Origin of the sequence: Streptomyces sp. NPDC050145, from assembly GCF_044460245.1 — a bacterium.
Classification (GTDB): domain Bacteria; phylum Actinomycetota; class Actinomycetes; order Streptomycetales; family Streptomycetaceae; genus Streptomyces.
Genome location: NZ_JBITJS010000024.1, coordinates 76,833 through 81,217, shown reverse-complemented (window position 1 = coordinate 81,217; position 4,385 = coordinate 76,833). Strand labels below are relative to the sequence as shown.

The following is a 4,385-nucleotide window of genomic DNA, read 5'->3' as shown; positions in this document are numbered from 1 at the left end:
GCACCAGAGCCTCCGAGCCCCCGCGCACCCGAAAGGAAACCGTCCTCATGACCGAGGAAGAGATCTTCGCCGTCATCCGCGCCCAGATCGTCGACGTTCTGCCCGAGGCGGCCGACGTCGAGATCACCCTCGACCACAGCATGCGCGACCTCGGCGCCAACTCCATCGACCGCATGGACGTCGTCATCGCCGCCCAGGACGAGCTCGGCATCAAGGTGCCCAACGCGGAGCTGACCCGGGCGAACGACCTGCGTTCCCTGGTCGCCGTGTTCCGCGCCCACGCGAGCGCCCACGCGTGACCCGCATACCCGGCGCCGTGGCCGTCACCGCCGCCTCGGTGCTCAGCCCGCTCGCCGACGACCTCGACGGCTTCACCGCCGCGCTGCTCGCCGGCCGCAGCGCCGTGACCCTGCCGTCCGCGGAGGACTCCGCGGACGACGAGGCGTGCCTGCCCGTCGCCGCGCTCGACGGGTTCACCCTCGCGGACTGGGCGGCCCGGCACCTGCCGGACGAGCCCGCGACGACGGCCCGGCTGCGCAAGGTCGCGGGCCGCGCCGCCCTGCCCGCGCGCACCGCCGCGTGCGTCGCGCTGCGGGCCGTGCGGGACAGCGGGCTCGGCGCCGGGGAACTCGCCGACGGCACCGCGCTGCTCGTCGCCGGGAGCAACCTCGCGCTGGCCCACCAGGCCGAGACCGTCCTGGGCCACGACCGGGCCCCGGGCCGGCTGCGCGCCTCGTACGCCCTGACCCACCTCGACGCCGACGTGATCGGTGTCGTCAGCGAGCTGACCGGGATCCGGGGCGAGGGCTGGGCACTGGGCGGCGCCTCCGCCAGCGGCACGCTCGCCCTCGTGCACGGCGCGCGCACCGTCGCCGCGGGCTGGGCGGAGCGCGTCCTCGTCGTCGCGCCCGCCGCCGAACTGTCCCCCGTGGAGGCCGAGGCCTTCCGGCGCACCGGCGCGCTCGCCCACGAGAACCTGCGCGGCGAACCCGCCCGGATGTGCCGCCCGTTCGACCGCGACCGGCAGGGCTTCGTCCGTGGTCAGGCCGCGGCGGCCGTCCTCCTCGAACGGCCCGAGGCGGCCCGCGCCCGCGGCGCCGAGGTCCTCGCCGAGATCGTCGGGCACGGCCAGCGCCTGGATGCCCGGCGCGGCACCGAACCCGACGCCGAGGGCCAGGCCGCCGCCATGCGCGCGGCCCTGACGACGGCCGGCCTCACCCCCGAGGACATCGACTACGTCAACGCCCACGGCACCGGCTCGGTCCTCGGCGACGAGACCGAGGCGGCCTCCCTGCACAAGGTGTTCGGCGCCCGGACGGACCTGCGCGTCAACTCGACGAAGCCGCTCACCGGCCACTGCCTGTCCGCCGCGGGCCTGGTCGAGGCGGTGGCCACGATCGCCCAGCTGCGCGCGCAGGCCGTACACCCCAACCCGAACCTCGAACACCCCATCGCCGACCTGCCGTTGGCCGGCCGGACGGCCGAGCGGCGGCCCCTGCGCACCGCCCTCAGCAACAGCTTCGCGTTCGGCGGCATCAATGCCTCCGTCGTCATCCGCGTCCAGCCCTGAAGCAGCCTCGCAGTTACGGAGAAGAGCATGAAGCAGGTCGGCATCGAAGCCATCAACGCCTACTGCGGTGAGACCTACATCGACGTACCGACCCTGTTCGCGGCCCGCGGCCTCGACGACAGCCGGATCGGCAACCTGATGATGGCCCGCAAGAGCGTGGCGCTGCACTGCGAGGACGCCGTGTCCTTCGCCGTGAACGCGGCCAAGCCCCTCGTCGACGCCCTCAGCCAGGAGGAGCGCGACTCCATCGAGCTGCTGATCGTCGGCACCGAGTCCGGGGTCGACTTCGGCAAGTCGCTCGCCACCTACGTCCACGACCACCTGGGCCTGTCCCGCAACTGCCGCCTGTTCGAGACGAAGCAGGCCTGCTACAGCGGGACCGCCGCCCTCCAGATGGCCGCCGCCGTCGTCGCCGCCAGCCCCTTCGAGGGGACCAAGGCCCTGGTCATCAGCAGCGACGTGGCCCGCCCCGTGCCGCACACCTACGTCGAGCCCAGCCAGGGCGCGGGCGCCATGGCCATGCTGGTGAGCGACAACCCGGTCGTGGCCGCCTTCGACCAGGGGGCCAACGGCTTCCACAGCTACGAGGTCATGGACACCTGCCGCCCCGACCCGGAGCGCGAGGCCGGCGACACCGACCTGTCGCTGCTCACCTACATCGAGTGCCTCAAGGGCTCGTTCACGGACTACGCGGCCAAGGTCGACGGGGCCGACTTCGTGGACTCCTTCGACCTGCTCGCCATGCACACCCCGTTCCCCGGCATGGTCAAGGGCGCCCACCGCGCCGCGCTGCGCAGGCTCAAGCGCGGCATCGCCCCGCAGGCCGTCGAGGACGACTTCACCACCCGTCTCGGCGCCGCGATCCAGTACCCGCAGCAGGTCGGCAACATCTACGCCGGCACCGTCTTCCTCGCCCTCGCCTCGACGATCGACAACGCCGTCATCGACCGCGAGCGCCGCGTCGGCATCTTCTCCTACGGCTCGGGCTGCGCCTCCGAGTTCTACAGCGCCGTCGTCACCCCCGCCTCGCAGCGCGCCGTCCGTGCCATGGGCATCCGGGAGGCCCTCGACGCCCGGTACGCGCTGAGCGTCGAGGAGTACGACGAGCTGCTCACCGCCACCGCCGAGCTGAAGTTCGGCGCCCAGGACTTCACGTTCGACCTCGACCGCTTCCCGCAGATCACCAAGGCGCGCTTCGACGGCGGCCGCCGGCTGGTCCTCGCGGGCGTGCGCGACTACCACCGCGAGTACGTGTGGCTGGGGGGCGAGCAGCGATGACCGCCGTCACCCTGACCCGCGTCCGCGGGGTGATCCGGGCCCGGCTCGACCAGCCCGAACTGCGCAACGCCATCACCCCGCGGCTGCTGGACACCCTGCACGCCGCCGTCGACAGCGCCGAGGCCGACCCGGACTGCCGGGTCCTCGTGCTGTCCGCGCGCGGCGACGACTTCTGTGCGGGGACCGACCTGTCGGACGGCGCGCCATCCGAAGTGCCCGACGCCGCGGCGGAGGAACTGCCGTACTGGCGGCTCCTCGACCGGCTGACCAGCACCCCCGTGGTCACCGTCGCCCTCGTCGACGGTCGCGCCACCGCGGGCGGTGTCGGTCTCGCCGCCGCCTGCGACCTCGTGATCGCGGGTCCCCGGGCGCGGTTCCGGCTGACCGAGGCCCTCGTCGGCCTGGTGCCCGCCATGGCCCTGCCGTTCGTGGCCCGCAGGACCGGCGAGCAGCGGGCGTTCGCGGCGACCCTGCTCGCCGAGGACCTGGACGCCGCCGCGGCCGTCGACGCCGGGCTCGCCGACACGGCCGCCGAGGACGCCGAAGGCGCGCTGCGGCGCGTCCTCGTGGGCCTCAGCCGCGTCGACCGGAGCACCGCCGGCGCGCTCAAGGAGTACCGGGCCCGGCTCTTCCCGCGCGACGGGCGGCTGGGCCGGGACGCGGGGCGCGCCTTCCTCGACCGGCTCACCGACCCCGCCGTGCACCGACTGATCGCGGAGCGTGCCGCATGACCACCGCACCGACCGTCCCCACCAGCCCTACCGCCCCCTCCGGCCTCTCCGTCGTCCGGCTGACCTGGCAGGGCCCCGTCGCCGTGGTCACCATGGACGACCCGGACGGCCGCAACACCTTCTCCGCCGGGCTCACGGCCGGGCTCGTCGACTCGATCGAGCAGGCCGCCGCCGACCCGCGCACCCGGGCCGTCGTCGTCGAGGGCCGGCCCGAGCTGTTCTGCGCCGGCGGCACCCAGCGCGAGCTGGTCAACTTCGCGCGGGGCAACGGGAGTTTCGACACCGACGACTTCTTCCGGGTGTTCACCCGGTGCCCGCTGCCGGTGATCGCCTCGGTGCAGGGGCACGCGATCGGCGGCGGCCTCGTACTGGCCCTGTACGCCGACTTCGCGGTCTTCAGCGAACGGTCCATGTACGCGGGCAACTTCATGAAGTACGGCTTCACCCCCGGCATGGGCGCCACCCATCTGTTCCCGAGCCGCTTCGGCCGCGAGCTGGGCACCGAGATGCTCTTCACCGCCCGCACCTACCGGGGCGCCGAACTGCGCGAGCGCGGCGCGCCCGTCCGTGTCGTACCGCACCACGACGTACCGGGCACCGCGCTGGACCTCGCGCGGTCCATGACCCACGCCCCCCGGGCCTCCATCGAACTGCTCAAGCGGGAGCTGGCCGCTCCGCTGCTGGCCGCCACGGGGGAGGCGGTGGCCCGCGAGGCGGCGCTGCACCGCACCTCGTTCCGGCTGCCCGAGGTGATGGAACGCATCGTCGGCGCGTACGGCGCCGAAGCCCACTGACCCGAGCCCGCG

The 4,385-nt window shown here is 74.0% G+C and carries 5 protein-coding genes; all 5 read left to right on the top strand.

What is annotated here, in order from left to right:
- The first annotated feature begins 47 nt into the window (after positions 1–47).
- From ACIBTU_RS35350 to ACIBTU_RS35330, 5 genes are read left to right on the top strand one after another with little or no spacing between them, the layout of a single operon-like run.
- Positions 48–299, top strand: coding sequence for a phosphopantetheine-binding protein (locus tag ACIBTU_RS35350; RefSeq protein WP_399130786.1), 252 nt, complete (start codon positions 48–50; stop codon positions 297–299).
- Positions 296–1,570: a beta-ketoacyl synthase N-terminal-like domain-containing protein gene (locus ACIBTU_RS35345; RefSeq protein ID WP_399130785.1), complete on the top strand. Its 1,275-nt coding sequence runs from the start codon at positions 296–298 to the stop codon at positions 1,568–1,570. The genes ACIBTU_RS35350 and ACIBTU_RS35345 overlap by 4 nt, the downstream gene beginning before the upstream one ends.
- 27 nt (positions 1,571–1,597) lie before the next feature.
- Entirely contained in the window at positions 1,598–2,848 is a 1,251-nt protein-coding gene (locus ACIBTU_RS35340; protein WP_399130784.1) for a hydroxymethylglutaryl-CoA synthase family protein, read from the top strand.
- Positions 2,845–3,579 (top strand): enoyl-CoA hydratase/isomerase family protein, encoded by a 735-nt coding sequence (locus tag ACIBTU_RS35335; protein ID WP_399130783.1) that lies wholly within the window; start codon positions 2,845–2,847, stop codon positions 3,577–3,579. The genes ACIBTU_RS35340 and ACIBTU_RS35335 overlap by 4 nt, the downstream gene beginning before the upstream one ends.
- Positions 3,576–4,373 (top strand): polyketide synthase, encoded by a 798-nt coding sequence (locus ACIBTU_RS35330; protein ID WP_399130781.1) that lies wholly within the window; start codon positions 3,576–3,578, stop codon positions 4,371–4,373. The genes ACIBTU_RS35335 and ACIBTU_RS35330 overlap by 4 nt, the downstream gene beginning before the upstream one ends.
- The last annotated feature ends 12 nt before the right edge of the window (positions 4,374–4,385 follow it).